Origin of the sequence: Streptomyces sp. WAC04114 (genome assembly GCF_019733245.1) — a bacterium.
Taxonomy (GTDB): domain Bacteria; phylum Actinomycetota; class Actinomycetes; order Streptomycetales; family Streptomycetaceae; genus Streptomyces; species Streptomyces massasporeus_A.
The window spans coordinates 43879-69696 of sequence record NZ_JAIGQA010000017.1; the positions used below are offsets into that span (position 1 = coordinate 43879).

Genomic DNA, 25818 nt, shown 5'->3' on the forward strand with positions numbered 1-25818 from the left:
CGATCGCCACGGTTCAAAAGGATCCCGCCAAAGCTCCCGCTCGGACCTCGGATCCCGATACGGACCCCGCCACCGCTACTCGCCCCGGGTGAAGGTGCGCCGGTACTCGCTCGGTGTGGTGCCCAGGATGTGCTGGAAGTGCAGGCGCAGGTTCGCGCCCGTACCGAGCCCGACGTCGGCGGCGATCTGTTCGACGCTGCGCTCGGAGCGCTCCAGCAGTTCCCGGGCCCGGTCGATGCGGGCGCGCATCACCCACTGCATCGGTGTGTAGCCGGTCTCCTCGACGAAACGCCGGGAGAACGTGCGCGCCGAGACCCCGGCCCGGCGCGCCAGCAGGTCGAGGGAGAGTGGCTCGCCGAGCCGGTGCAGCGCCCACTCGCGGGTGGCGCCGAAGCGCTCTCCGAGCGGCTCGGGCACGCTGCGCGGCACGTACTGGGCCTGGCCGCCGCTGCGGTAGGGGGCCGCGACCAGACGGCGGGCCGCGTGGTTGGAGGCGGCCACTCCCAGGTCGCCGCGCAGGATGTGCAGGCACAGGTCGATGCCGGAGGCGGCGCCCGCCGAGGTGAGCACGCTGCCCTCATCGACGAACAGCACGTTCTCGTCGACCTGGATGCGCGGGTACCTGGCCGTGAGGGCCCGCGTGTAGTGCCAGTGCGTCGTGGCGCGCCTGCCGTCGAGCAGGCCCGTCGCGGCGAGCGCGAAAGCCCCGGTGGAGATGGCGGCCAGCCGCGCACCGCGCGCGTGGGCGGCGATCAGCGCGTCGACCACGGGTGGTGGCGGGTCCTCGAGGTCCGGGTGCCGGTAGCCGGGGACGAAGACGATGTCGGCCCACGCCAGCGCGTCCAGTCCGTGGGCGACGTGATACGCGAGTCCGTCGCCCCCGGTCACCAGACCGGGCATCGCCCCGCACACCCGCATCTCGTACGGCATGCTCGCGCGGGTCGTGAAGACCTGCGCGGGAATGCCGACATCGAGCGGCTTGGCACCCTCGAGCACGAGGACGGCGACGCGGTGGAGACGGGAGGACGGCACGGAGAAGAGGCTACGGGGAGCGGGGCGCCGGAACACCCACCGCCCGGCCGAGCAGCCGGCACCCCGAGCCGTCCTCCCGCGGCGCCCGACACGCGCTGCCCCACTGCCGCCCCGGCCGCCGCGGCGCGCAGGGCGTCGTCGGCGTTTTGGCCACCCTCGCTCGCAGCCACGCCCGTTGCACGGCAAGGGTCGGTGCGCTGCGCATGCTCCGCCGGGCGCTCAACCGCAAGGTTCCAGGTCCGTCCGAAACACAGGTGTTCGAAAATCTGGCGCTGTCGTTGAGCCACGTGACCAGCCGCGACGAAGGGGAGCCACGTTGACTTCAGCTGAATCTCACGGGCAGCAGGACACCGCGCCGCCGCCGTTTCCACCGCCGGCGGAGATCACTTACAGCGGGCAGTACGCGGTCAATCCGCTGGCCGAGGTGTCCTTCGGGCGGATGTGCGCACACATTCCCAAGGTGCTGCTCAGGATCGCCCGGTTGTCGTGGAGGACCGACCGTCGTGCGGTGCAGCTCCTGCTGGGCTGCCAGGTGATCACCGGTGTCTCGGCCGCCGTCCTGCTGACCGCGACCGCCGAGGCCATGGAGTCGCTCCTGGCCGACGCCACCGTGGCCGATCGGCTGCGCAGTGCCCTGCCCGCGCTCCTGGTGCTGGCGTTGGCCGCCTCGCTCGGCCGAGGCGCGGGGTCGGTGGCCACGTATGCCGAGCGTCGCATCACCCCCCGGCTGACGACGGAGACGGACAGCGCCCTGGTCGAGGCGGTGTGCCGGGTCGAGGCGGCCGCGTATGCCGTGGACGGGTTCTCGGACCGTCAGGAAGCCGCCGAGATGGGGGTGATCCGTAGCCACGTGATGGTCACCGACGCCCAGCGGTTCGTGTCCGCCCTGATCCGCATGGTCACCGCCGGCAGCGTCCTGTCGGTACTGAACGTGCTGATGCTGCCGCTGCTGCTGCTCGCCGTGCTCCCCGCCGGCGTCGGGGCCGTCATGACGGCCCGGGTGGACTACGAGACCCACTACGCCAACGTGGCCGACCGCAACGTACGCGGCATGATGCGCTGGTGGGCCACCACCTCGAAGTACGGCGACGAAGTCCGCGCCAACTCGATGACCGACTACCTGACCTACTGGTACCGAGCCCTGTCGGACCGGTGTGACCGCCGCACCCTCGCCGCCACGCCACGGACCCTGCGCATCTCCCTGCTGTCCTCGCTGGCCGGGGGTTTCTTCCTCGTCGCCACCTGGGGGGCGCTGGCCTGGCTCGCCGTCAGCGGACGCATCGACCTCGCGGTCGCCGCCACCGCCGTCGTCGCCGTACAGACGACGCTCGCAGCCCTGTCCCAGGTCGTCGTCAACGGCGCGGCCGTCTTCCACACCAGCCTCTACCTCGGCGACACCCAGGCGTTCCTCGACGACGCCGCGGACCGCGCTCCCCGACGCGGCACCCGCAGCGTGACCGCGCCGATCGAGGAGATCACACTCGAGGAAGCCGTCTATCAGTACCCGGGCAAGGACAAACCCGCCGTGGAGGGCGTCTCCCTCAGGCTGCGGCGCGGCGAGATCCTGGCGATCGTCGGTGCGAACGGCTCCGGCAAGTCCACCCTCACCCGGCTCATCACCGGGATCTACCTGCCGGACAAGGGCAAGGTCTGCTGGAACGGTCTGGACCTCGCCGAAGTCGCCCCCGCCACCGTGTGGGCGAACACCGGCCTCGTGCCGCAGATCTTCGCCCAGTGGCCGCTGCGGGTCCGGGAAAACATCACTCTCGGGCAGCCCCGCACCCATGACGACACGGCCGTGTGGGAGGCCGTCGAGGCCGCCGGCCTGCGTGAGGCCGTCGACGACCTTCCGGCCGGCCTGGACACACTGCTCGCCCGCGACATCTTCGGTGGATCGGAACTCTCCGGCGGCCTGTGGCAGCGCGTCGCCTGTTCCCGGGCCCTGTACCGCAAGCCCGAATTGCTGATCCTCGACGAGCCCACCTCTCAGATGGATCCGCGCGGCGAACACGGCATCTTCGAGCAGATCAAGGCCATCGCCGCCGACCGCATCACCATCGTGGTCACCCATCGCCTGGAGAACACCAGGATCGCCGACCACATCATCGTGATGGAGCACGGCCGCATCACCGAGCAGGGGAGCTACGACGACCTCGTCCACGGCGGCGGAACCTTCGCCGAGCTCCTGGAACTGTCCCAGGACCGCTGACCGGACCGGCCGGTGGACAGGCCCGCCGAGCAGTTTCGCGCTCATGATCTAGAGTCACCCTGCTCTTCCGGGGAGGGGATGACGCGTGGTGCGTGGGAGTAGACGAGTCGTGTGGTGCGCTGCCGTGGTGCTGGCGCTGGCCGGCTGCGGGCAGTCATCAGGGGCGCCGCCCGAGCGGCGGCCCGCTTTCGGGAGCATGGAGGACCTGCCCGAGAAGCTCGGTAAGGACGGCACCACCATCATGGTCGGCGATCCCGACGCGAAGGTGAAGGTGCACCTGTACGAGGACCTGCGCTGCCCCGTCTGCGAGCAGTTCGAGACCTCGGGCGGGGGCCCGCAGTTGCGGAAGGCGATGCTCGAGCGTACCGCGACGGCGCAGTACACCCTGGCCTCCTTCCTCGACGACGGGGTCGGCGGCAGCGGATCCAAGAAGGCGGTCAACGCACTGCGCGCGGCGCTGAAGGAGGGCAAGTTCCTCGAGTACCACGAGGTGCTCTACCTCAACCAGCCCGAAGAGAGCGTCGATGGCTACACCGACGCCTACCTGCTGAAGTTGGCGGGCCAGGTGGAGGGCCTGCGCAGCACGGCGTTCGACGCGGCAGAACATGAAGTACCGCGATTTCGTGGCCGCTTCGCAGAAGGCCTACGAGCGGGCCGGAGGAGCGGAGGAGCCCGAAGGGCCGGGCACACCCACCGCGGTGATCAACGACAAGCGGATTCCCGCGGAAGTCAGCGGCGTTCTTCAGGACGGCACCGCCTTCTCCCAGCTCCTGTCACAGATCCACGCCAATCCGTGGGAGTGGGAAGCCACCACCTTGTGACCTCGACGTGCGCCCCAGGAATGCCTGGTTGAAATGCGTGACGGCGGGGCAAGCGGATCCTCTGGAACAGGGAGGATGCCATGACCACGACGGAGCGGCCCGTCGAGCCGGAAGGCGAGAGCAGCGCGTGCTGCGCGCGGCACAACGGCACGGGTGAGAGACCCGGTACCGAGGAGCCCGAGACCGCGCGGGAGCGAGTCAACCGGCGCTGGAACGAGATACTGCAGGAAACACGAGTCACGCAGACGGGCGTGCAGATCCTCTTCGGTTTTCTGCTCAGCGTGGCCTTCACCCCGCTGTTCAGGGAATTGGAGACGCTGGACCGCGCCATCTACGTCACCACGGTGGTGCTCGGGGCAGCGGCCACCGGAGCGCTCATAGCCCCGGTCTCCATCCACCGGTTCCTGTCCGGGCAGCGCATGAAGGACGAGGTGGTCGAAGCCGCCGGCCGTCTGATGATGTGCGGCATGGTCCTCCTCGCCCTGACCATCGGCTGCACGCTCCTGCTGATCCTCCGTTTCGTCGTTCCCGGCGTGCTCGCCGAAATGCTCGTCGCCGGGGTCATGGTGTGGTTCGGCCTCTGCTGGTACGCGCTGCCGCTGTATCTGCGACGTCGCGGGGACCGGCGCTCCCGCACCACGGACGCGTAGGGTCACGAGTGCCGTGGGGCGGGGTCCTCACCGGCTTGGGACGTACGCCGCCACTCTGCGGTCGTCTTGTCAACTACACCGCGTAGGTCACCGGACGCACGAACCGCTCCCGCCCCGCCTCGTCACGCATCCGCGTGCACCCCGCAGCCAGGAGTCGCTCGGCCAGTGTCGCGCGCCGGGTCGAGTTGATCCGGAGTGCGCCCAGCAGGAACGCCGGGGTGAGGACGGCGAGGGGCAGGAGGACGGCGTACTTTCCTGTCAGCAGCGCCAGCAGCAGGAACAGCAGTGGTCCCGCCCATGCCATGGCCAGCAGCTGCTTGCGGTTGGCGGCGGCGCCGGCCGCGTCGTAGCGGATGAGCGTGGTGACCAGGTCGACGTCCGCCTGCGCCTCGGGGACCGGCGTGAGCGAGCCCAGGTACATGCCCGGCACCGGCCGTCCGGGGCCGGGGTCGGGGAAGGCCGCGGTGTTGGCCGCCGCGCGCTGCTGCGCCTGGGGGCTCGTGTCGCGGACGAGGTGGATGTGCGCGATCTTGTGCTTGCCGACCAGGCGGACGTCGGCGTACCGGAATCCGTAGCACTCCGCGATGTACGCGAGCGCGCCGAACGTCTGCCACTCGGCGAAGGGGTGGACGAGCTCGATCGTGTCCTGGGTCGCGATCTGCCGCATGAGGGTCGTGATGTGGCGGTCGGCGAGGCTCAAGGTGACTCCTGGCTGGAAAGCACTGCTGAATTTCTGGTTCCGCACACCAGACTGATCAAGCGGCCCAAGGGTTGCCCTCCTGGTCCACAGAAACCTGTCCCCCGTTCTCCGTCCCCAACCTTTGCTTCATCTATCGACATTCGATAGATTCCCATCGTGCGTCGATGGAAGGATGGGCGATGGGGAAACTGACACTGGGTGCGCTGCGCGCCGTGCTCGGGGTGGTGCTCGTCGGCACCGTGTTCGTGCAGGCATCGATGGTGTGGGCGTTGGCCACCGACCCGGAGGACGGGTCGCTCCCGCTGACCCCACTGCGCGTGATCACGATCCTGGGCATGGTCGCGGCACAGGTAGCCGCGGTCTGCGTAGGGCGGCTGCTCACGATGGTGCGGCGCCGGACCGTCTTCTCCCCCGCCGCCTTCCGGTACGTCGACGCCGTGATCGGCGCGATTGTGACGGCGGCCCTCCTCTGGTTCGCCGTCACCCTCATCAACGCGCCGGGGCAACGGGAGGACCCGGGCGTCACCGTCATCATGGGCGGGATCGGGGTGGCCATCCTGGGCGTCGCACTCATCGTGCTCGTGCTGCGGATGCTGCTCGCCCAGGCGGTCTCTCGTGATGTCGAAGCCTCACAAATGGAGGCCGAGTTGGACCAGGTGATCTGACGCCGTTCAGGCCGTCGACCAAGTCATGGCACAGACAGGTCAGGCCGTGAAAGAGTGACGCGCGTGGAGCAGAGCGAGGATCGGATCCTGGTGGAAGAGCTTGCGGCGCTGGGTGCCACGAGCGGGGGCAGTGGGCGCTTGACCGGCCTCGTGGCACGGCTGTTGAAGAAGAATGTCCATGAGATGGACCTTGTCATCCCGTTGCCGTTCGACGATGCCGCGCGTCACGTCGTCACGGTTCTGGAAGGGGTGGGGCGGCCAGGGAGGCCCACCCATGTCGAACCCGGCGGGGACCAGAAGACGATTCGTGTCGTGACCGGTGGTGGTGCCGGTGGCTTGAACCCCGTAGTGGTCACCGCGCTGGTGATCAGGGGCACGGGGAACCGCACGGCGGTCACACTCCGTGCGGCAGCCAAGGAAGGCCTGCTCAAGCAGCGAGCGGGCGAGAAGACGGCCGCCCGCGTCGCCGAGTTGCTGAGTCGATAGAGCTGCCAGGTGTACTTCAAGTGGTCGGTCGGCGGAACCTGTTCCGCAGGGCGATGAACGCCCGGAAAGGGTGAGCGCCCTGGAGCGATGTCTTCGACAGCTGCGTCACCGTCTGGATGTACTGCCATGGAGCCTCGTCCACGCCCTCGTCCTGCAGTCTGCACAGGCACTTGATCATGGTCACCCACGCCCAGAACGCGGCGATGACATGCCCAGCTCGCATCTGCATGACCATGAGGGCGGCCAAGGTCCTGCCCTCTTCGCCAAGCGCGTTGTTCGAAGGCACGTTGGCCAGGACCCAGGTGTACCCGGCCCTGGTCCTCTCGGCTCGTGGCGCGTCGCGAACCCGTAGACCGAGGTCCGCGAGTGTTCTGTCCTCGCACCAGGTGTCGTTCTGCTCGCGGTAGATGCCGACCGCCTTGATGCGCGCCTCGACCGCCTGAAGCCGGCGGCGTCCACATCTCAACGTCGTGGCGAGGCGTTCCAGGGCCTCGGCCTCCTTGTGCATGTCGCCGCGAGCCCGGGCCAGCTCGATCTCGCGTTCATGCACCTCGACGGCCTCCGTGATACGCCCAGCCGTACGCAGTGCGATGCCGAGGCTGTTCAGCACCTTGAGCAACAGGCGTTCCTCATCACGCTCCTCATGGATGGCCGCTGCCTCTCGGTAGGCCGCGACAGCCTCCTCGTACCGGTTCAGCTGCTTCAGCCTGTCGCCCAGGGCGTTCAGCGCCACGGACTCCAGCGCGCGGTCCCACACCTTGTGGCAGATGGCCACGAGCCGCTGGTAGTTGTCCACCGCCTCCTCCGCGCTCAGGTCACTCACCGACCACAGGTTCTGCAGTGCGATGGCCTGGTGGTGCTCGTCGCCGCGCTCCTGGTAGAGGGCGAGGGCGCGGCGGACGGTCTCGACGGCTTCGGCGGACTGCTTCATCGCGAACAACGTGTCCCCGAGCCGCATGAGTTGCAGACCCTCCGCATGCCAGTCGTCCATCGCGGCGAAGTGCCGTACGGATTCGTTGAGCACGTCGGTGGCTTCGTCGTAGCGGCGTGTCTCGTGCAGTGTGTCGGCCAGGCCCATGAGCGCCTTGCCGATGCAGCCCTGGTCGCCGAGTTCCCGGCTGACGGTCAGGCTCTCGGTATGGGCCTTGACGGCGTCCTCGAACCTCTCGGCGCGCTGCAGCGCGGCCCCGAGGCTGGTCAACGCCGTGGCCTGGCGCGCCCGGTCGCCGCGTGACCGGCTGATGTCCAGACTCTTCGAAGCGGCCTCCACCGCCTCCTCCACCCTGCCGCAGTCGGGGAGGATCTGACTGAGGTAGTTCAGGGCGGTGGCCTCACAACACGGGTGGTCGATCTCGCGGGCACAGTCGACGGCGAGCTGGCTGACGGTCACGGCGTCGGTGGCGTAGCTGCGTCGGCTGAGCAGGAACGGGCGCATCTTCTCCTGGAGGTCCAATACCGCGCGGGGGTGTCCGGTCACCGCGGCCCGGGCGATGAGGGCCATCAGGTTGGCCCGTTCGTCCTCCAGCCATTGCACGGCGTGTGCGCGGTCCCGGAAGTCGTCCGGCAAGGGCCCGTCGTCAATGGTGTGCAGGTGTGCGTTCGCCGCCTGCACGAGCTTTTGGCAGTGTTTCAGCAGACGGGCGAAGGCGGCGTTTCGCCACGTGGCGCTGTCGCCTTCGACCAGCCTGGCCGCGTAGACGCGCAGGAGGTCGTGCATGCGCCAGCGTCCCGAACCCACCGGCTGCTCCGCCAGCAGCCCGGCCCGGGCGAGCGCGGCAAGTCCGTTCCGCGTGCGGGCACGCGGCTGTCCCCAGAGTGCCGCCGCCGCGTCCGTGCCGGTGTCCGGGCCGGGATTCAGCGCGAATTGCCGGAACAACTGGCGGTGGTGCGGCAGCAGGCGTTGGTAGGAGAGGTGGAACGCCGCCTGGACCGCTGTCGTGTGCCCACCGTCCTCGTAGCGCAGGACGTCCAGGCGGGTGTGGGCGTCGGCGAGTTCGGCGACGAGTTCGACGATGGCCCGGCCGGGGTCGGTGGTGAGCAGGGAAGCGGCGATCTGCAGGGCGAGTGGGTGGTGGCCGCAGTGCCCGGCGAGTTCGGCGATCGCGTCGGTCTCCCGCAGCCGTGGATCGTCGGGTCGGGCGTGCCTGAGCGCCTCGGCGATCAGGTCCGCGGCACCGCGCGGTTCCAGCTCGTCCAGGCCGAACAACCGAGCCTGGAACGAGGGCCCGGTGAGCAGGTGTCGGGAGGTCACCAGCAGTCGGTGTGCGGAGCGGGCGGGCACGAGGCGTTCGATCTGCGCGGCGCTGGACGCGTCGTCGGCGATCAGCAGGACGGCCCTGCCCTCGTCGGCGAGCCGGTTGAGCGCGGCCTGGCACAGACCCGTCTGCTCGTCCGGTGTCATCGCGTCCTCCACGCACAGGGCCCGCGCCAGCGTGCCGATGGCCTCCTCCGCGCCGACCGGACCGGCCGGGTCATGGCCCCGCAGGTGAAGGAAGAGGGCACCACCGGGGAACCACCCCCGCGCCACGGCCTGATGGGCGACATGGAGGGCCAGGGCGGTCTTGCCGATGCCGGGCAGCCCGGACAGCACCGAGACGACGGGGGTGGCACGCGCCCGGGACGAGGGGGCCAGCAGTGCCAGTACGTCCTCGGCTTCCTTCTCCCGGCCGGCCAGGTGCGTCGGCTCCGCGGGGAGGCGCAGCATCGGCGTCGGGTGCTCGGGGCCCGACGCGCAGACCATGTTGCCGTCGCCATTGACCTGGATCACATGGCCGTGTCCGGATGCCGTGGCGGCCTGGGACCGCTCGGCCCTGCTCCTACCGAACCCCACGGACGGGACCCCTCGTGCCGTCGCTCCCGCCGACCTGGGTGATGCCGGCCCGGCCCGACGCCGTCGCGCGCTGCGTCACCGTGTCGGGGCGCTCCTCGGGACCGGCGTGTCCGGTGTGCCCTGCGATCTGCGTGACCCTGGCAGCGTCCGACGCCGTCGCGCTCTGCCGCACCCGGGTTGCGGAGCGGGGCGGGCGTGAGGTCCCCGGGGAGCGGTGGTCCGTGGGGTCGGTGCCCGATCGGCCCCTGTCCCCGGCCCACCAGGCCGCCGCGGCTCCGACCAGCGTGGTCACCGTCGTCGCGAACGTCGTCGCCACCAGCCACCGGTCGGCCTCCGCTGTGGGCAGGAAACCGAAGGGTGCGGCCCTGGCCGACCACAGACAGACCACGAACGAGCCTGCCCCCGCGAACACCGTGACGGCCCAACGCCTTGCGCGCTGCATGCGTCCCCCCTTGTCTCGACGCGTGATGTCAGAGGTACAGACGAAAACCGGTCGCCCGGACCAAAACATGGAAAGCAGGGACAGATGCTCGCGCTTCGGCTATCGCATACGACGGGGCGCTTCCCCAGGCAGGAGAGCGACGACCACCGGCCGGTCCGAGGTATCTCAATCCCCGTCGGCCGTACGTCAGTTGCGGACCAGCACCCGCGGGCACAGGCATAGACCTTTTCATGATCACGGGCTAGGCTCTGCCGCGCGTATCCGAGAGCGCTCTCAAGCTCTGCTGTTCCACCCCCACCCTGCTGGAACAACGAAGGGGCATCCCTTGAGACGCACCACCATTCTGCGCACCGGACTGTCCGCGCTGCTGCTGCTCGGCACCTGGGCGACCGCGAGCACCCTCCCGGCCTCCGCCGCCGACGTTCCCCCGCGCTCCGCCGAGGCACCGGCCTCGTCGGGCCTCCTCTCCGCGATGCAGCGCGACTTGGGGCTCACCCGGGGCGAGGCCGTAGCGCGCCTGGCCGCGGAGAAGACCGCCACAGCCGTCGAGCACAAGGCGCGGAACGCCGCCGGTTCGGCCTACGGCGGCTCCTGGTACGACGCCGGCAGCGGCAGACTCACCGTCGCCGTGACCCGCGCCGCGCACGCCGACGCGGTACGGGCGACCGGCGCGACCGTGCGGCTCGTGCGGTTCAGCGCACGGCAGCTCGACGCGGCGAAGAAGCGTATCGACGCGTTGTCCGCGCCCGCCGGAGTCGGGAGTTGGCACGTGGACCCGAAGGCCAACAAGGTCGTCGTGGACGTCGTCGCGGCGCACCGGGACGACAACGATGTCCGGGCCTTCCTGACCCGGGCCCGCGCGGCCGGTCCCGTCACGGTGCGGGAGACCCCGTCCGCACCGCGGACCTTCGCCGCCGGCACCGTGGGCGGCGACCCGTACTACACCGGCAACGTCCGCTGCTCCATCGGCTTTTCCGTGCACGGCGGCTTCGTCACCGCCGGGCACTGCGGCTCGCCGAGTGCGGCGGTGTACGGCTGGGACCGGTCGTACATCGGCAACTTCCAGGGGTCGTCGTTCCCGGGAGACGACTACGCCTGGGTGAACGTGGGCAGCGGCTGGTGGACCGTGCCGGTCGTGCTCGGCTGGGGCACGGTTCCCGACCGGCTCGTCCGTGGCTCCGCCGAAGCGCCGGTGGGCGCCTCCGTCTGCCGTTCCGGTTCCACCACGCACTGGCACTGCGGCACCGTGCTGGCGAAGAACGAGACGGTGAACTACAGCCAGGGCGCCGTCCACCAGATGACGAAGACGAGCGTCTGCGCCGAGCCCGGTGACTCGGGCGGTTCCTTCATCAGCGGGGACCAGGCCCAGGGCGTCACTTCCGGCGGCTGGGGCAACTGCGGCAGCGGCGGGGAGACCTGGCACCAGCCCGTCAACGAGATCCTTAACCGGTACGGGCTTCGGCTGCACACGGCCTGACCACTGATCAGCACAGCGAGCGGGCGCCGTACGCCACTTCGGCCGACGGCGCCCGCTCGGACGCCCGCTCCAGGCGAGCTCACCGAGACGCCGGTGGCCGGCAGATGGGGCAGGCCCCTCCCGACGCGCGCTGTCAGTGGGACGCGAGGATCGCGGCGGCTCTCCGGGCCAGCGCCCGGCGGAGGTGCTCGGGGGGGGACCTCGTTGCGGACGCGGTCACGGCGAGTGGGGCGGGAATGCCGTCGATACGGCGTCGCAGGGCCTCCCAGACGCCGGACAACTCCAGGCGTCGCGGTGCCGGGCGGGCTGGTCGAGGACGGTGGCGGACAGCGCGCGGTCGGTGCGGAAGGGGCGGGGTTCGCCGACGTGGTCGGCGACGAGGTACCAGACACCGGCCTTGTCCGCCCAGGGCCGGTACGGCGTGCGGGCCCGGGGCCGGACGTCAGGCGGTCGCCGTCCCGGGCGGTGCCGAACGTGTCATTCCGTGGTGCAGTCGGGTCATGGCATCTCCGCCCGCGGACGACCAGGGCTCCCCGGCGCCTGCCCGGCGTGAACGCCCTTCCCGACTGATCGACGTCGGCGTCGCCCTGCTGCTCCTGGTCGCGGACGCGGTCATCGTCGTCGTCGCCGCGTTGCTGCTCGTCGCGGTCGGCCTCGGGACCGCTCCGTCACCAGACTCCCCGCGCCGCGTGCACTCTCGCGACACCCCCGTCCTGGCGTGGTGCGTCATCTGGGGCACGCCGGCCGTGGCGGCTGTCGGCGCCTTCGTGCACGCCCGGCTGCGGATGCCCGTGACGGCCGTCGTGCAGGGCCTGTTCACACTCGTCTGCGGGCTTCTGGCCGTCGCCTGGACGCGCATGCTGCTGTCGTAGGCCGGCATAGGAACCAAGATCGATTGTCAGTGGTGGGTGAGAGGATCGGAGCATCAAGTCGGAACAAGGGGGAGCTGTGATGTCCGGAACCCAGAACTACATCAATCACGTTGCTCTAGTGCTGGATGCGAGCTCGTCGATGTCGCACCTGAGCCGGAAAGTCGTCGAGGTCGCCGACCAGCAGATCGCCTATCTCGCGCGCCGCTCCAGGGAATTGGACCAGGAAACCCGCGTCACGGTGTACGTCTTCGCCGACAAGGTGGAGTGCGTCATCTACGACAAGGACGTGCTGCGCATGCCGTCGCTCAAGCAGCTCTACCGGACCGGTGGAATGACGGCCCTTCTGGCGGCCGCACTGAAGTCGCAGCGGGAGCTGGCCCAGACGGCCCAACTGTACGGCGACCACAGCTTCCTGACGTTCGTGCTCACCGACGGGCAGGAGAACGCGAGCCACCGCTGCGAGGACGCCCCCGTCAGGAATCCACGCCAACTGGTCCAGGCCGTGGCCGAGATGATCGAGCGGCAGCAGGACAACTGGACGCTGGCCGTGCTGGTGCCCGACCAGATGGGCAAGCGGGAGGCCATGCAGTGCGGCTTCCCCAAGGACAACATCGCCATATGGGACGCCACCAGCACGCAGGGCCTGGAGGAGGCCGGGCAGGTCATCCGGCAGGCCACGGAGAACTTCATGATGGGCCGCACCCAGGGCATCCGTGGATCGCGGGCGGTGTTCTCCACGGGGGCGGAAGCGGTCAACGAGGACACCATCAAGGCGGCCGGCCTCACCCCGGTCGACCCGTCGAAGTACCAGTTGATCCCGGTGGCCCGCAATGCGGGTATCAAGGAATGGGTCGTCGAATGCGGGCACACCTACCGGACCGGTGGTGCGTTCTACGAGCTCAGCAAGTCGGAAAAGGTCCAGGCACAAAAGCAGATCGCGGTGCTCGAAAAGAAGACGGACCGCGTCTATACGGGACCCGAGGCCCGATCCCTGCTCGGCCTGCCCGACACGGAAGTCCGCGTCAAGCCTGACCACAACGACCACTTCACCATTTTCGTGCAGAGCACCAGCGTCAACCGGAAGCTCGTTCCCAACACGCGACTGCTGCTTATGCTCTGACCTTTCATGAAGCCGATGGGGTGCCGGAGGCTTCGCCGCCCCGGCGTCCCATCACGCGTCCGTTCCACGGCATCGCCGACGAGTCATGTGCCTTCAGCGCATGGCGGCGACAGGCCGAGTTCCCACTCACCGAGCGGGGTGAAGAAGCGCTCGACATCGGCGTCGGTCACCTCGCCCAGGGTCTTCGGTGACCAGCGCGGCCTACGGTCCTTGTCGACGACCTGGGCCCGGATTCCTTCCACCAGGTCGGGCGTGCCCAGGGCCGCGCAGGAGACGCGGTACTCCTGGTTCAGGACCAGTTCCAGCGTGCCGAGCCTCCGGGCGCGGCGCAGGGAGGCGAGGGTGACCTTGAGGGCGGTCGGCGACTTGGCGAGCAGGGTTTCCGCGGTCTCCTTCACGGCGGGGTCGCCGTGTGCGAGCAGCCGGCGCACGATCTCCTCGACGGTGTCGGCGGCGTAGCAGGCGTCGATCCAGTCGCGCCGGGCGGCCAGTGTGCCCCCCTCAGGGGTCCGTGCATAGCGTGCCAGGGCCTCGCCCACGGGCGACTCGGCCAGGGCGTCCAGGAGTTCCGGCAGTGCGGCCGTCGGCACGTAGTGGTCGGCGAGCCCGCACAGCAGCGCGTCGGCGGCGCCGATCTGACCGCCTGTCAGGGCGAGGTGGGTACCCAGTTCTCCCGGGGCCGCGGCGAGCAGGTGGGTGCCACCCACGTCCGGCACGAAACCGATGCCGGTCTCCGGCATGGCGACCCGGGACCGCTCGGTGACGACACGGACGCTGCCGTGCGCCGAGACACCGACACCACCGCCCATCACGATGCCGTCCATCACGGCGACGTACGGCTTGGGCCAGCGGGCGATGCGGGCGTTGAGGCGGTATTCGTCGCGCCAGAACGCGGCGGAGGCCGTGCCGTCACCGTCACGGGCGTCGTCGTGGATGGCACGGATGTCACCGCCGGCGCACAGGCCGCGCTCCCCCGCGCCGGTGATGACGACGGTCTCCACGGCAGGGTCCCGTTCCCAGGCGGTGAGCGCCTCGTCGATACGGCGGACCATGGTGTGGGTGAGGGCGTTGAGGGCCCGAGGCCGGTTGAGCGTGATGCGGGCGGCGCGCCCCTCGGTGTGGAAGAGGACGGGTTCGTGTTCCTCGGGTCGGCTCATCGGGACTCCTCCCCCGGGCTCGGCACGGGTTCGCGTGTGGGACGGAGCACCATGAGCGAGTCCTCCAGGGACGCCACCATGGCGAAGGGGAGCCGGTCGAGCTCGAGACAGAGTGCGACGTCGTCGGGGTGGACTCCTTGACGCACGCCTTCCGCCAGCTCGGCGGCGGCGCGCGCCCCTTCGGCGCGGCGGAGGAAGTCGGCCGCGTCCGTCCGGGCCTCCGTGGCTCTCCGAGCGATGTACTCGGCGCACGCCAGGTCCTCGTCGGCCTGCCCGTCCTCGCCGGTGACCACGAACGTGACGCTGCCGCCCGCGCGCGTCCGAAGCAGCCGAGCCGTTGCCTCCGCCACGACGAAGCCGGCGCACAGTACGAGTGAGGCCTCCTTGACCGCCAGGGCGCCGACCGTCCCTGCCGTGGTCTTCTGCACGACGGTCCGTCCGGTGAGGTCGAGCGACCGCAGCAGGCCCGGCGAGTTGACCGTGTCGAACCCGGGCGCCGGCGGGCCGTCCTTGAGTGCGACCCAGTCCGGGTGGCGAGCCTTGAGGGCCACGGCTTCGTCCAGCGACTCGGCGAGAACGATCTTTTCCGCACCCTGCCCGAAGGCCCAGGCAGCGACCGTGAAGGCCCGCATGACGTCGATCACGACCGCCACGGTGGGGGTTTCGGTCAACTCGGTGATGCCGAGGAAGCGAGCGTCCATCCCGTCATGATCGCGCATGCCCCGGAGAACGCGGTCAGGCAGTGACGCGCATCACCTCGCCCGTGGACGCCGCCCTTTGCGTGCCATCGCCGACGATCCTCCCCCCTCCCCGTCGCCGGTGATCTTTCGCGCCGCCGTCGGTGTCCTTCGCGCCGTCGTCGGTGTTCCTTCCTGGTGGACCCGGGCGCCGTTCGGCGGGTGGCGCGTGTGCGCTACATTTTGCCTCTCTTTGACCGCGATCACTCATGATCTCTACGCTTCGGAGTTGCCAACCCCATGAGCGACATCGTCAACGGACTCGGGCGGGCCACTGCATACGGCGGTCTGGGGCTGGTTCTGTTGGTCCTCGGCATCGTCCTGGTCGACGTGCTGACGCCCGGAAAGCTCGGCCGGCAGATCTGGGAACAGCGCAATCGCAACGCCGCCACGGTCCTCAGCTCCGCGCTGCTCGGTATCGGCGGCATCGTGTTCACGTCCATATGGACGACCTACGAGGACTTCGGCAAGGGACTGGTCTCGACCGCGGCGTTCGGTCTGCTGGGACTGGTGATGATGGCGGTGGCGTTCCTGGTGGTGGACCTGGTCACGCCCGGGCGTCTGGGCGCGACGCTGGTCGAGGAGGAGCCTCATCCCGCGGTCTGGGTGACGGCCTCCTGCAACCTCGCGGTGTCCGCCATCATTTCGGCGTCCATCGCCTGACCGGCGACAGGTTCTGCGCGCCACCGGCTCGACCACGGTGCTGTCGGCAAAATCGTAGGTAGCAACTCTCGGCGCACAGTGAACGCACAGCCACCGTCCTTCCTCTTGCAGGGCGAAGCCCCCCAACTGAGAGGAACGTGCTGTGCGTTCACCCAGACGTATGCGGTCGCGCCTGTACCCGGCCGGGTCGGTGGTCCTGGCCATGGCCGCCGCCGGATCGGTGCTGGCCGGGCCGGCCGGCTCCGCCTTCGCCGCCGACGGGCGCGCGGATCTGCGGGCGGACGTCAACCGCGACGGGCGGGTCGATGTCACCGGTGGCAGCGACACCGCCGGCGAGGACGGCTGGTCCGTCGAGCGTGGGGCTGTGTATCTGCCCAACATCGATGACGACACGAAGCGGTGTCCGGTGAGCGGGCCCGGTGGCGCACCGCTGTCCGACGCCAAGTTGGCCACTTGCAACGACGGCACGGACACGAAGGTCAACGGCACCGAGGACGCCGCCGACCTCGCCCGGATCCGTTCCGTGCCCCTGCCGGACCTCCCCGCGGACGCCACGGGCAGGCTGAAGATCGCCACGGGTGGCGTGCACGCGCACCTCTTCCTCAAGCGCGCGGGTAAGTGGATCCTCGTGACGTCCGCGACCAGGCTGACGGCAGCCGAGCTGCGTGCGGGTGTGGAGTTCGGCGTCGAGGCCACCGACGTGGTGCGGGACGGCACGAAGTGGGACGGCCGCGCCGTGGTCCGGCTGACCGTGACGTCCGGGCGGACGTCCACCTCCGACGCGGTGACCCTGCGCGTCGCGCCGCTGCTGACCCAGCATCACCTGCAGAACACGCAGCAGGTGATGGTGTCCGAGGTCCAGGGCGAGGGCCCGGACAGCCGCCTTCAGCGGGAGTTCGTCACCGCCCTCGGGAAGGAGGTCAAGAAGGCGGGCATCACCACGCCGTTGATCACGTTCGAGAAATACGCCGACCGCTGAGCCCAGGACTTCGTCGAGCCGGCCTACGTCAGCATGACCGGGCCGGGCGGCCGGCGGCATGTGATGCGGGTGATGCTGCGTTCCGCGCAGCCGGACCGGGACGCGGGCCGGGAACTGTTCGAGCGAGTGCGCGGCCGGGACGTCGGCGTCGTGCAGGTGAACGACCCTGCGGAGCCCGACGACTGGTCGCTCAACTCCATGGGAAACCTGGAGACCATCCCGCCCTACGCGCACGGCGGTCGCTCCTTCCCGGCCGGGCGGATCATCATGGGCGAGCGCAAGGACAGCGGGGCGCGCCCGTCGAAGGTGATGCGGACTCTCCTCAAGTCCCAGGGGATGCAGGACCCGCTGCTGCTGGACACCTCGTGGCTGAGCGTGGGACACGTCGACGAGTTCGTGCAGTTCCTGCCAGCCGACACCCCGCGCGGCTGGCGCATCGGGGTCGCCGACCCGCAGGCGGGGCTGCGGCTGCTGCGCGACGCCAAGCGCGACGGCCACGGCAACACGAAGATGTTCTCCGTTCCGGGCCGCAGTGACACTCCGGCGCCCAAGGAGACCATCGACCAGGCGCTCGCCTCCCGTCACCTCGTGGCCGACAACGAGATGGCGGCCCGGCGCATCGCGGCCAACCTGGAGATCCTCAAGCGGGAGACCAGGGTCACCGACGAGGAGATCGTGCGGGTGCCCGCGCTGTACACCCGGGGCTCAGAGGCTCTGAGCGGCGAGGGGCAGGAGATTCCCGTGCCCCGCCTGACGCGTATGGGCGCCGGCTCCGACCTCGTGGACGGCCTCGGGGACCACGGCCAGCAGAAGTGGCTCGCCGGGAACCCCGCCGCGCGGGCCGCGGCTGCGGCGACGGTGACGACCGGTGCGTACGTTCCCGGTGCGGTCAACGGCCTGCTCCTGGGGCGCGACCGCTACCTCGCGCCACGCCAGTGGGGGCCCGTCGTCAACGGCAAGGACATCTTCACGGAGGCCGTCACCGCCGTCTACGAGCGGGTCGGCATGAAGGTGTCGTACATCGACGACTGGTACACGTACCACCTCGGCATGGGTGAAGTGCACTGCGGCACCAACACCCTGCGCGACGCGAGTGCCGCGTGGTGGCGGAGTCCGGTGGTGAACCGCAACGAGCCCTAGACGGCGCCTTCAGCCGGCGCGGCGGGGTTACCTGCTGCGGGTGCGGGGGCCGTCGTAGCGCTCGTCGATGACGGGTTCGGCCCACCGCGCCGTTGCCATCCTGCGCACCGAGGCCGGCCGCAATCCGTAAGACAAGGATCTGCACGATCTCGTCGGTGAACTGTCCGCCCGAAGCGCGGAGTTGCGCACCCACTGGGGGGCGCCCACAACGTCCACCGCCACGGCAGGGGCATCAAACGCTTCCGGCACGAGGTGGTCGGGGAGAAGCTCACACTGGCCTTCGAGGGCCTGGAGCCGACCGCCGACCCAGGCCCGGCCATGGCCGTCTACACCGCCGAGTCCGGCTCACCATCCGAACAGGCCTTGCACCTGCTGGCGTCCTGGGCCGCCACCGAAGCCTCCGGCGCCACGAACGAACGCCAGAGCCCGTTGTCGTCTTCATCGGCCTGGCCCGGGCACCGGAGCGTCCTCTCCCCGTCGAGGAAAGGCGATGCTCAAGGGGAACAACATGCTTCGTCGGTCCGTACCATCGCTACACCGAGGCAACTTGCGGCACATGCGGCGTCCTACCGGGCCGCCGGGACCTGGCTCCCAGACAGGCAGTCATCCGCAGTACGCCTCCGACGCCGAAGAAAGGCAAGCAGCATGTCCGAGACGACGACTCCCGCCACCGAACTGGCATCTCAGTACATCGCCCAGGTGACCGGCGACCTCGACGCGAACGTCAAGGAGCAGGAACGTGTCAGTGCGGAGATCGCGTCGCTGCAGGAGCAGCTTGCCGCTCTGCAGCGCGACCACGGCGTGCTGGTGAGCATGCACCAGGCACTCGGCATCACCACGTCACCGACCGAGTCCGCCTCCGACTCCGCGAGTGCCGTGGTGCCCTCTCCGCGGCGGAAGAAGGACAGTGCCGCGGCCGGCGGGAAGCAGAAGGCACGCAAGTCCACCGCCGTGCCGGCGAAGCGGACAGCCAGGAAGTCCGCGGCCAAGACGACAGGCAGCGCCAAGTCGGCGGCCGTCGCGAAGTCGGCGGGTACCACCGAAGCGGCCGCCACCGCCACGTCAGCAGGTGCCACCAAGGCAGCCGGCACCGCCAAGTCGGCAGGTGCCACCAAGTCAGCAGGCACCGCCAAGAAGGCAGGCACCGCCAAGTCCGGCGAGCCCACCCTCGTCGAGCTCATTCGCCGCCACCTCGCGGTGCAGAAGGAACCGCGCTCCGCCGCGGAGATCTCCACGGCGCTCGGCCAGGCCCACCCCCACCGTGACATCGCGGCCAAGGTGGTACGCGTGACGCTCGAGGGGCTCGTGGCCAAGAGTCAGGCCGAGCGGTCGAAGCAGGGCAGGTCCGTCTTCTACACAGCGCCCGCCACACAGCCGGCGGCCGCACCGGAAGCCGGAGCACAGACCGAGGACTCCGACTCCGAGAGCTGACGACGCGGGGCGTGCCCGAACCCCGCCGGCTACGACGTGCCGGGAAGCCGGACCGTGGCGACGAGACCGCCGGCGGGGCGGGCGACGAGGTCGAGGGTCGCGTCATGGGCACGGACGATGCTGCGCACGACGGCCAGGCCGAGCCCCACGCCGGCGTGCTCGTCGGCGCGTACGCGTTCCGTGCCGCGCTGAAAGGGTTCGATGAGGGTCGGCACCAGTACCGGTGGCACCGCCGGTCCGGTGTTCTCCACGCGCAGAAGAAGCCCAGCGCCGCGAAGACCAGCAGGTTGCCACCGATGCCGAGGGGGCCCATGGTGGCCAGGTCCCGCGGGGGGACCAGGCTCACCCGGGCGGGCACCGTACCGGCCCCGCCACCCGGCATCAGGGTCAGCCACAGGAAGGGCACCGTCCCGTAGACCATGCCCACCTCGGCCAGCGAGTTCCGCCATGCCGGCAGGACACCGGTGGCACGCCGGCTGCGCGCCAGTGCCCAGACCACCAGCGCGGCCAACGGCAGCGCGGCCAGGATGAGGAGCACGACACCATTGAACGTGTCGAAGCAGCCGTGCCATCGGCCTGCCATGCACGCCGGAGCTGACATCATGAGCGGCCGCCGCATGATGAACACGGCGCCCGCCAGACCGAGGATCGCCAGGACGAGCAGAACGATGCCGCGCCTGCGGCCAGGCGGTGCGGGCAGGGATGCGTTGTGGGTCATGCCTCCAGTGCATGCGGAGGGCCGTTGCGGTGGCGTATTCGGCTTTCGATACGCCCGCGATACCCCGCCCTGGCGGCCACTCGTGGTCGAGACGGCCCGCCGCGTCCTCGACCACACCGGCGGCACTCTTTGGCCGACGTGTGGTGCGACAGGATGAGGTGTGCAATCAGGAGGCTGTGAAGATGAGTTACGACCTGCACGCAGTGATCGCCGACCAGGAGATACTGCATGTCGTCACGCGGGCTCTGCCCGCCGCCCGGCTCGTGTCGATCGGACAGGGCCTGTCGTTGATGCCGATGACAGACGCACTGTGCGAAGCCGTCGCGGACGGCAGCGGGGACGGCGCGTGGGGATTCCAGCGCCTCCCAAGAGGGTTCGAGAAGGTGCTCGCCGACTGGTCGTCCGAGGGGCCGGTGGCCTACGTGGAGGCCGAGTACTTCGGCGGCGTCGGCGAGCAGCGGGCTGCCGTATGGGACGCCGGCACCATCGTGCTCGCGCCGCTCCACGTGGCGGAGGGCGAGCCCTTTCCGCCGGCGGGCGGTCCCGTCTCTCAAGCGCTACGACGGTTGGGGGTGGTGGCGGGCCCGGCCGAGGACGAGTTCTCGGCTGTGGGGTTGGACCGGCATCGGCACAACGGGGCGTGGGTCTCCTGACGCGCCCTGGGCGCGGTCGTCAGAAGCGGCGGGCGGGGCCGTCGGCCAAGGGGATGCGGGCGGTGATGCGCTTGCCCACCGTCTCCCTCCGCACCGTGAAGTCCTGGGCCACGGCCTTCACGATCTCCAAGCCGTGCTGTCCGACCCTGTTGGGGTCGGCGGCCCGGGCCGCGGGCATGGTGGGGGCGCTGTCCCAGACGGTCACTTCCACGACGCTGGCGGTGACGCACAGTTCCAGCAGGACGGGACCCGGAGCGTATTTCCGGGTGTTGGTGACGAGCTCGCTGACCACCAAAGCGGTGAGGTCCCTCGCTCGCGCGGAGACGGGGAGGTGCTGCTCTGCGCTCGCCCGGTCGAGGAAGGCGGCGGCGTGACGGCGGGCGTCCGCGATGCAGCTGTCGTCTCCGTCCAAGGCGTACCCGACGCGCATGAGATGCTCGTCAGGCGTAGTGCAGCCGTCACCGTCGGCATCAGGTTTCACTGGCCTCGCCCTCACTCCCCGTTCATGCGCGCCGGTACCCGTTTCGCTGCCCTGCATGCCAAAACAGTGCTGTTCGGCACAGCCGCGCGGGTGCACTCGGCCGGGGCGGTGGGGCACAATCGACTGCGCACATTCTGACCGGGCAAGCCTAAGCACAATTGAGGAGACGGTGTCCCAGCTCGAGGAAGCGGACCGGCCGAGCCGGCTCCACGCCGAACACCACATGACCGGCGGCGTCCGTGTCGTCACGCTCCGGGGCGAGATCGACCACGACGTCCGGGACGTGCTCAGCGAAGCCCTGCTGATCGAGGACGGTGCGGCCCCGCCGCGGATAGTGGCGGATCTCAGCGGCGTGACGTTCATGGACTCCAGCGGCATCAACGTCTTCGTCGCCGCCCACCAGCAGCTGAGCCGGGCAGACGGCTGGGTGCGCATCGCCGGAGCCCAGGAAAGCGTCCTGCGTGTTCTCCAACTGGTCGGCGTCGACACCCTCATCCCCTGCCACCCCACCACGGAGCAGGCCCTCATCACCTGACGCGCCAGAAGTCGAGCAGCGCCGCCGCGAGAGCCTCGGGCGCCTCTTCGGCCATGTGATGGCCGGAGTCGATCGGGCCCCGTCCAGCCGGGAGCCCGCCCAGTCGCGCCACACGCCCAGGACGTCGCCGTAGAGGTCGGCCATGTCGTCGCGGGTGGCCCACAGCACCTGCAGTGGACAGTCGATGCGTCGGCCGGCGCGCTGGTCGGTGTCGTCATGTTCGCGGTCGACACCGAAGCCGGCACGGTAGTCCTCGCACATGGCGTGGACGGTGGCCGGATCATGGACAGCGCTCCGGAAGTCCTCGTACGCTTCGGCGCCCATCTGCTCGTTCGTGGCCTTGTACCAGGCGTCGGGGTCTGCGTTGATGACGCGTTCGGCGGGCTTGTCGGTCTGGCCGAGGAAGAACCAGTGCCACCAACTCGTGGCGAACGTCGCGTCGCAGCGGCGCAGGGCCTCCCCGATCGGAACGGCGTCCAGCACACTGATGGCGGAGACGGCCTCCGGATGGTCCAGGGCGAGTCGAGTTGCCACGTACGCGCCCCTGTCGTGCCCGACCACGGCGAACCGCTCGTGCCCGAGACGGCGCATGACCGCCAGACAGTCGCCGGCCGTGGCGCGCTTGGAGTAGGGAAGGTGCTCCGGGTCGGAGGCGGGCTTGTCCGACTGCCCGTAGCCCCGCAGGTCCGGGCAGACCACCGTACGGCCGGCGGCGGCCAGCAGGGGAGCCACGCGACGTCACGTGGCATGGGTGCGTGGGTGACCGTGCAACAGCAACACCGGCGGCCCGTCACCGCCATGACGGACCCTCAGCCAGGCCCCCTCCCCCTCGCATCGCGTCAGCTCGAAGCCGTCGAACACCTGGCCTCCCGGAATCCTGGGACGTCGCCGTTCTGATGAGCCGGCTCGACCATGATGTGGATCACATCGACTGGGCCTCGACCAAGCGTGAGGAAGCAGGCTCTTGGGCATCGCACCGGGCGCGCCACGCAGAGGCAGCCCGACCGTCCTCAGGAGTACCGTCATGGACACGCTGCTACACATCGACACGGCGAAGCGATCGACGAAGCCGCGTCGGCGGACGTGATTCTGCTGGGCGCACCGATGTACGACTACGCGATCCCGTCCACGCTCAGGCCTGGGTCGACCATGCGTTCGCCGTGGGCCGCACCTCGATGATCGAACACCCCCCTCGCGGGGAAACCGGCGATCCTCGTGACCAGCCGGGGTGGCTCCCACCACGAGGGGACCCCTCAGTGCCGCTGGGTTCAGAACCAGTGAAGGCAGTGCGGGACTCGGTCGCTGCGGAAGAGGGCGTCGGCGAGGGTGGCCGCGTCCGAGTGGTGAGCCCGGATGTGCCCGGCGTGTACGAGCGTGCTCGGGGCGGTGCCGCCGAGGTAGACCGATCCGAGGTCTCTCACGTCCAGGGACAGGTCCGGCTCCCGGTCCGTCGGGACGCAGTCGGCCTTGCCGTCCCGGACGGTCAGCAGATATCGGCCGTGCTCGCCGAGGAACGGGTCCTCCACGTCGAGGACGAGCTCGCCGTCAGCGAACCAGCCGCGCGCGGTCAGGGCTCGCGGGACGTCCAGCAGCCGCACCCAGAGCCAGTCCATGTCGCCGCTCACCTTGCCCGCGCGGAAGTCCGCGAGTTGCCGGCGCAGCTGGTGCCCGGGCGGGACGTGCTTGAACACGACCTGCGAGACCAGGTCGTGGTTGAGCACGAACCGGGCCAGGGCCGTGAAGACGGCCGCGTCGGTGGTGATGGTCTCGTCGACCGTCAGTGTGGTCCCGGGCTCGCCGAGCGAGTAACTGGCGTACCCGTCCGGGACGCCGTCGGCGTCCCGGTGGACGGCGACGTAGCGCGGCGCCGGAGAGATCGGGGGCTGCCCCGCTCGCAGAGCCCACCACCGGTGCGGCCGGGACAGCGCTCCGGGCTGGCCGCGGCGGTACCGGTCGTAGACCTCTTCCAGGATTTCGCCGCACCCGGTGCTGCGCAGCACCTCGATCGAGCCGTTGTCCGCGCCGGTCACCGCTGCGCCGGCCGCGGCGGGCGCCCGGGCCGGAGCGAAAGCGGCCCGGTGACGCTGAACCGTCAACTCCTGTGTGTAGGTGGCCGGTCCGTAACCGAACCTGCCGTAGATCGTGGCCTCGGAGGCCAGCAGCACCGAGAGGAACTCCCCGCGGGCCCGCAACTCATCGAGCTGATGCCGCATCATCGCGCTGAGCGCGCCTTGGCGCCGGTGCGAGGGCAGGACGCCGACGGCGGTCACCCCGGGTGCCGGAACGATGGTTTCGCCGGGCAGGGTGAGTTCGAAGGAGTGCGCACCTGCGGTGCCGACGGGCCGCCCGTCCGCCGTCAGGGCGAGCAGACAGCGGTCCATTTCGAGCGCCGACCACCAGAGCCCGCCACCCTCGACCGGGGTTTCCGGGAAGCGCCCGAACGCGGCGTGGACGGTGTCGACGAAGACATCGAGATCCTCGTCGCTCGTGGGACGTATCTCCATCGCTGCCACTGCCTCCTCGGGCGACCGGCACCACGGACGGTGGTGCCGGTAGCAGAGTGCAGCGTCAACCCGTGGCGGAGGCAAGCGAATTAGCGATCGCCCCACGGCCCGTCCCCCACGGCCCGTCGAGCACAGCCCGGTCAGGACAGGATCTCGACGTACCCGTCGCTGCCGTGCACCCGGATCCGCTGGCCGTCGCGGATCAACCGGGTGGCCCGGTCGACGCCCACGACGGCCGGCAAGCCGTACTCACGCGCGATCACCGCGCCATGGGTCATGAGGCCGCCCACCTCTGTCACGAGGCCGGCGATGCCGACGAAGAGGGGTGACCAACTGGGGTCCGTGTAGGCCGTGACCAGGATGTCGCCCGGCTCGAGATCGGCCTGCCCCATGTCGAGGATGACGCGGGCCCGCCCCTCGATGATCCCGCCGGAAACCGGCAGTCCCACCAGGGCGCCGTCCGGCACGTCGTCGCGCCGGTACGCCCCGTTGACGGTCTCACCCTCCGATGTGAGCACCCGGGACGGTGTGAGCGACTGGTACGTCCGGAACGTCTCCTTGCGCTGCCGGACGAGCCCGTCGTCCACCCGGTGCGAGAGTACGGCGTCGTGCAGCTCCTGGAACGTGAGGTAGAAGATGTCCGCCTTCTCCGAGAGCACCTCGGCCTGCACGAGGCGTTCGGCCTCCGCCAGCAGGGCCTGTTTGTAGACGAAGTAGCGGCTGACGATGTCGTACTTCGGGTACTCCCGGTAGCCGATGAAGGTGCGGACCCGCTCGATCATCCGCTGTGTCTCGTCGGCCTTGCTCTCCCCGTCGGGCAGGGCCCGCAAGCGGGTCAGTACGTCCTGTTCCTTCTTCCAGGCCTCCTGCCGGCCCTGCTCGAAGCGTCGCCGGGCGGCGCCGGGTTCGAAGTTCCTGACGTTGTCGAGGATTGCCGGCACGAGGGTGCTGGGGCTCTCGCGCCATCGGGGCCTCGTGATGTCGATCTCGCCGGCGCAGCGCATGCCGTAGCGGTCGAGGTATCCCTCGATGGCGTCGCGCGCTGTGGTCCCGCCCGCGTGTTTCGGCAGTTCGTCCAGGAAGCCGTCGTCCTCGACGCTCTGCAGGAACGCCACCACCTCCGGATAGGGGCGGATCACGTCAGCGACGTCGAGGAGCGCCAGGCCCATCTCCGACGTGACGTTGTCGGGGGCGGACAGGGTGAGCGTGTCAGCCGCGTTCTTCTCCCCCAGCCACTCGTGCAGCTTGTCGTTGAGCCACCACGTGGCCTCCATGCCCGCCATGATCGCCTGATGGCTCAGCGGATCGGTAAGGACTCGTTTGTGCTCCTGGAAGGCCTCCTTCAGGAAGTCGAACAGGGCGGGTCCGGTCTGCGCGGCGATGTCGCGCCCCAGTGCGGCGATGGACGCCTGGCTGCGCTCGATCAGCCCGTTGACGATCGCCGGATCGGTCTCGATCGGGGCGGCCGCTCCGCCGGCCGCCCCGATCGAGACCGATCCGGCGATCGTCAACGGGC

Annotated in this window: 21 protein-coding genes and 7 pseudogenes; 15 read left to right on the top strand and 13 right to left on the bottom strand. The window is 69.9% G+C overall.

Annotation, left to right across the window (positions count from 1 at the left end):
• Positions 1 to 75: 75 nt before the first annotated feature.
• The gene (locus K4G64_RS07765; protein ID WP_221755284.1) at positions 76 to 1032 is read right to left on the bottom strand and encodes a GlxA family transcriptional regulator; all 957 of its coding nucleotides are present in this window, start codon (positions 1030 to 1032) and stop codon (positions 76 to 78) included.
• Between the two features lie 316 nt (positions 1033 to 1348).
• Between K4G64_RS07765 and K4G64_RS07770 the strand changes: the two genes are divergently transcribed.
• The 3 genes from K4G64_RS07770 to K4G64_RS07780 all read left to right on the top strand — a co-directional run bounded on the left by K4G64_RS07770 (position 1349) and on the right by K4G64_RS07780 (position 4712).
• Positions 1349 to 3241 carry an ATP-binding cassette domain-containing protein gene (locus tag K4G64_RS07770; RefSeq protein WP_221755285.1) on the top strand — a complete coding sequence of 631 codons (1893 nt, stop codon included), beginning with the start codon at positions 1349 to 1351 and terminating at the stop codon, positions 3239 to 3241.
• Between the two features lie 124 nt (positions 3242 to 3365).
• Positions 3366 to 4094 (top strand): thioredoxin domain-containing protein, encoded by a 729-nt coding sequence (locus tag K4G64_RS07775; protein ID WP_308122268.1) that lies wholly within the window; start codon positions 3366 to 3368, stop codon positions 4092 to 4094.
• 48 nt (positions 4095 to 4142) lie between these two features.
• Positions 4143 to 4712: a DUF6328 family protein gene (locus tag K4G64_RS07780; RefSeq protein ID WP_221755286.1), complete on the top strand. Its 570-nt coding sequence runs from the start codon at positions 4143 to 4145 to the stop codon at positions 4710 to 4712.
• 73 nt (positions 4713 to 4785) lie between these two features.
• On the opposite strand, the gene K4G64_RS07785 is transcribed toward K4G64_RS07780, so the two are convergent.
• The gene (locus K4G64_RS07785; protein WP_221755287.1) at positions 4786 to 5412 is read right to left on the bottom strand and encodes a hypothetical protein; all 627 of its coding nucleotides are present in this window, start codon (positions 5410 to 5412) and stop codon (positions 4786 to 4788) included.
• A gap of 179 nt (positions 5413 to 5591) precedes the next feature.
• Here K4G64_RS07785 and K4G64_RS07790 point away from each other — a divergent pair, with 179 nt between their 5' ends.
• The gene (locus tag K4G64_RS07790; protein ID WP_221755288.1) at positions 5592 to 6077 is read left to right on the top strand and encodes a DUF2975 domain-containing protein; all 486 of its coding nucleotides are present in this window, start codon (positions 5592 to 5594) and stop codon (positions 6075 to 6077) included.
• Between the two features lie 63 nt (positions 6078 to 6140).
• Entirely contained in the window at positions 6141 to 6563 is a 423-nt protein-coding gene (locus K4G64_RS07795; RefSeq protein ID WP_221755289.1) for a hypothetical protein, read from the top strand.
• A gap of 16 nt (positions 6564 to 6579) precedes the next feature.
• On the opposite strand, the gene K4G64_RS40975 is transcribed toward K4G64_RS07795, so the two are convergent.
• Positions 6580 to 9393 (bottom strand): tetratricopeptide repeat protein, encoded by a 2814-nt coding sequence (locus tag K4G64_RS40975; protein ID WP_221755290.1) that lies wholly within the window; start codon positions 9391 to 9393, stop codon positions 6580 to 6582.
• A complete protein-coding gene (locus K4G64_RS07805; protein ID WP_221755291.1) occupies positions 9380 to 9835 on the bottom strand; it encodes a hypothetical protein in 456 nt (151 codons plus the stop codon). Before K4G64_RS07805 ends, K4G64_RS40975 begins: the two co-directional genes overlap by 14 nt.
• Positions 9836 to 10160: 325 nt before the next feature.
• Here K4G64_RS07805 and K4G64_RS07810 point away from each other — a divergent pair, with 325 nt between their 5' ends.
• The gene (locus K4G64_RS07810; protein ID WP_221755292.1) at positions 10161 to 11312 is read left to right on the top strand and encodes a S1 family peptidase; all 1152 of its coding nucleotides are present in this window, start codon (positions 10161 to 10163) and stop codon (positions 11310 to 11312) included.
• Positions 11313 to 11528: 216 nt separating this feature from the next.
• Here K4G64_RS07810 and K4G64_RS41325 read toward each other — a convergent pair.
• Positions 11529 to 11687, bottom strand: a pseudogene (locus K4G64_RS41325) (hypothetical protein); the annotation flags it as partial.
• 125 nt (positions 11688 to 11812) lie between these two features.
• On the opposite strand from K4G64_RS41325, the gene K4G64_RS07815 reads away from it, so the two are divergent.
• The gene (locus K4G64_RS07815) at positions 11813 to 12184 is read left to right on the top strand and encodes a DUF6234 family protein (RefSeq protein ID WP_221755293.1); all 372 of its coding nucleotides are present in this window, start codon (positions 11813 to 11815) and stop codon (positions 12182 to 12184) included.
• Between the two features lie 79 nt (positions 12185 to 12263).
• Positions 12264 to 13304 carry a vWA domain-containing protein gene (locus K4G64_RS07820; protein ID WP_221755294.1) on the top strand — a complete coding sequence of 347 codons (1041 nt, stop codon included), beginning with the start codon at positions 12264 to 12266 and terminating at the stop codon, positions 13302 to 13304.
• 83 nt (positions 13305 to 13387) lie between these two features.
• Here K4G64_RS07820 and K4G64_RS07825 read toward each other — a convergent pair whose 3' ends face one another.
• Positions 13388 to 14461 carry an enoyl-CoA hydratase/isomerase family protein gene (locus K4G64_RS07825; RefSeq protein WP_221755295.1) on the bottom strand — a complete coding sequence of 358 codons (1074 nt, stop codon included), beginning with the start codon at positions 14459 to 14461 and terminating at the stop codon, positions 13388 to 13390.
• Positions 14458 to 15162, bottom strand: coding sequence for a 2-phosphosulfolactate phosphatase (locus tag K4G64_RS07830; RefSeq protein ID WP_221755296.1), 705 nt, complete (start codon positions 15160 to 15162; stop codon positions 14458 to 14460). The genes K4G64_RS07825 and K4G64_RS07830 overlap by 4 nt, the downstream gene beginning before the upstream one ends.
• A 276-nt stretch (positions 15163 to 15438) precedes the next feature.
• On the opposite strand from K4G64_RS07830, the gene K4G64_RS07835 reads away from it, so the two are divergent.
• The 4 genes and pseudogenes from K4G64_RS07835 (at position 15439) to K4G64_RS07850 (ending at position 19411) form a co-directional block, all read left to right on the top strand.
• Positions 15439 to 15861 (top strand): DUF350 domain-containing protein, encoded by a 423-nt coding sequence (locus K4G64_RS07835; protein ID WP_030850679.1) that lies wholly within the window; start codon positions 15439 to 15441, stop codon positions 15859 to 15861.
• A 160-nt stretch (positions 15862 to 16021) separates the two neighbouring features.
• Positions 16022 to 17980 (top strand): annotated as a pseudogene (locus tag K4G64_RS07840) (protein-arginine deiminase domain-containing protein).
• 79 nt (positions 17981 to 18059) lie between these two features.
• Positions 18060 to 18400: pseudogene (locus K4G64_RS07845) on the top strand (transcriptional regulator); the annotation flags it as partial.
• Positions 18401 to 18625: 225 nt separating this feature from the next.
• Complete coding sequence (locus K4G64_RS07850) at positions 18626 to 19411, top strand: hypothetical protein (protein WP_221755306.1); 786 nt, start codon at positions 18626 to 18628, stop codon at positions 19409 to 19411.
• A gap of 29 nt (positions 19412 to 19440) precedes the next feature.
• Here the strand turns inward: K4G64_RS07850 and K4G64_RS07855 are convergent.
• Together K4G64_RS07855 and K4G64_RS39925 are read right to left on the bottom strand one after the other, a co-directional pair.
• A pseudogene (locus tag K4G64_RS07855) lies at positions 19441 to 19671 on the bottom strand (ATP-binding protein); the annotation flags it as partial.
• Positions 19656 to 20129 (bottom strand): annotated as a pseudogene (locus tag K4G64_RS39925) (VanZ family protein); the annotation flags it as partial. The pseudogenes K4G64_RS07855 and K4G64_RS39925, both read right to left, overlap by 16 nt.
• A gap of 64 nt (positions 20130 to 20193) precedes the next feature.
• On the opposite strand from K4G64_RS39925, the pseudogene K4G64_RS39930 reads away from it, so the two are divergent.
• Together K4G64_RS39930 and K4G64_RS07860 are read left to right on the top strand one after the other, a co-directional pair.
• Positions 20194 to 20259 (top strand): annotated as a pseudogene (locus tag K4G64_RS39930) (ATP-binding protein); the annotation flags it as partial.
• A gap of 52 nt (positions 20260 to 20311) precedes the next feature.
• Entirely contained in the window at positions 20312 to 20782 is a 471-nt protein-coding gene (locus tag K4G64_RS07860; RefSeq protein ID WP_221755297.1) for a hypothetical protein, read from the top strand.
• Positions 20783 to 20801: 19 nt separating this feature from the next.
• Here the strand turns inward: K4G64_RS07860 and K4G64_RS07865 are convergent, their stop codons facing one another.
• Positions 20802 to 21212: an ATP-binding protein gene (locus K4G64_RS07865; RefSeq protein ID WP_260460144.1), complete on the bottom strand. Its 411-nt coding sequence runs from the start codon at positions 21210 to 21212 to the stop codon at positions 20802 to 20804.
• A 274-nt stretch (positions 21213 to 21486) separates the two neighbouring features.
• On the opposite strand from K4G64_RS07865, the gene K4G64_RS07870 reads away from it, so the two are divergent.
• Positions 21487 to 21798, top strand: a complete 312-nt coding sequence (locus K4G64_RS07870; protein ID WP_260460151.1) for an STAS domain-containing protein — start codon at positions 21487 to 21489, stop codon at positions 21796 to 21798.
• Here K4G64_RS07870 and K4G64_RS07875 read toward each other — a convergent pair.
• The 3 genes and pseudogenes from K4G64_RS07875 to K4G64_RS07885 all read right to left on the bottom strand — a co-directional run.
• Positions 21791 to 22659, bottom strand: a pseudogene (locus K4G64_RS07875) (alpha/beta hydrolase). The gene K4G64_RS07870 and the pseudogene K4G64_RS07875 overlap by 8 nt on opposite strands.
• 407 nt (positions 22660 to 23066) lie before the next feature.
• Positions 23067 to 24302: a GNAT family N-acetyltransferase gene (locus K4G64_RS07880; protein WP_221755300.1), complete on the bottom strand. Its 1236-nt coding sequence runs from the start codon at positions 24300 to 24302 to the stop codon at positions 23067 to 23069.
• Positions 24303 to 24442: 140 nt separating this feature from the next.
• Positions 24443 to 25818 (bottom strand): PEP-utilizing enzyme (locus K4G64_RS07885; protein ID WP_260460145.1); only part of this gene is annotated, 1376 nt, incomplete at its 5' end.